At 60.5% G+C, this 243-nt stretch carries 1 protein-coding gene; it reads left to right on the plus strand.

Features of this window, described 5'->3' with window-relative positions:
* The coding region (locus ACLHZ1_RS20920; RefSeq protein ID WP_427263572.1) for a hypothetical protein at positions 1 to 243 on the plus strand (243 nt) is incomplete at both ends.

Consider the following 243-nt stretch of genomic DNA (forward strand, 5'->3'; position numbering starts at 1 on the left):
CGGGCACCGGGCTGGTGAGCTACAGCTACAGCTTGCTGGACAACGAAGCGCATCCCACTGCTGACGGCAACAACAGCCTGTTTGAAAACTTTGCGGTGAGCCTGATAGACAGCGATGGTGACTCGGCTTCGAACACCCTGAGCGTGCAGATCGTCGACGACGTGCCGACGGCGGTGAACGACAGCAACCCGGCCACGGCGAGCGAGAACAACCTGGTGCTGAACGGCAACGTCATCAGCAACG

Origin of the sequence: Aeromonas sobria (genome assembly GCF_050266975.1) — a bacterium.
GTDB classification, from domain to species: domain Bacteria; phylum Pseudomonadota; class Gammaproteobacteria; order Enterobacterales; family Aeromonadaceae; genus Aeromonas; species Aeromonas sobria_B.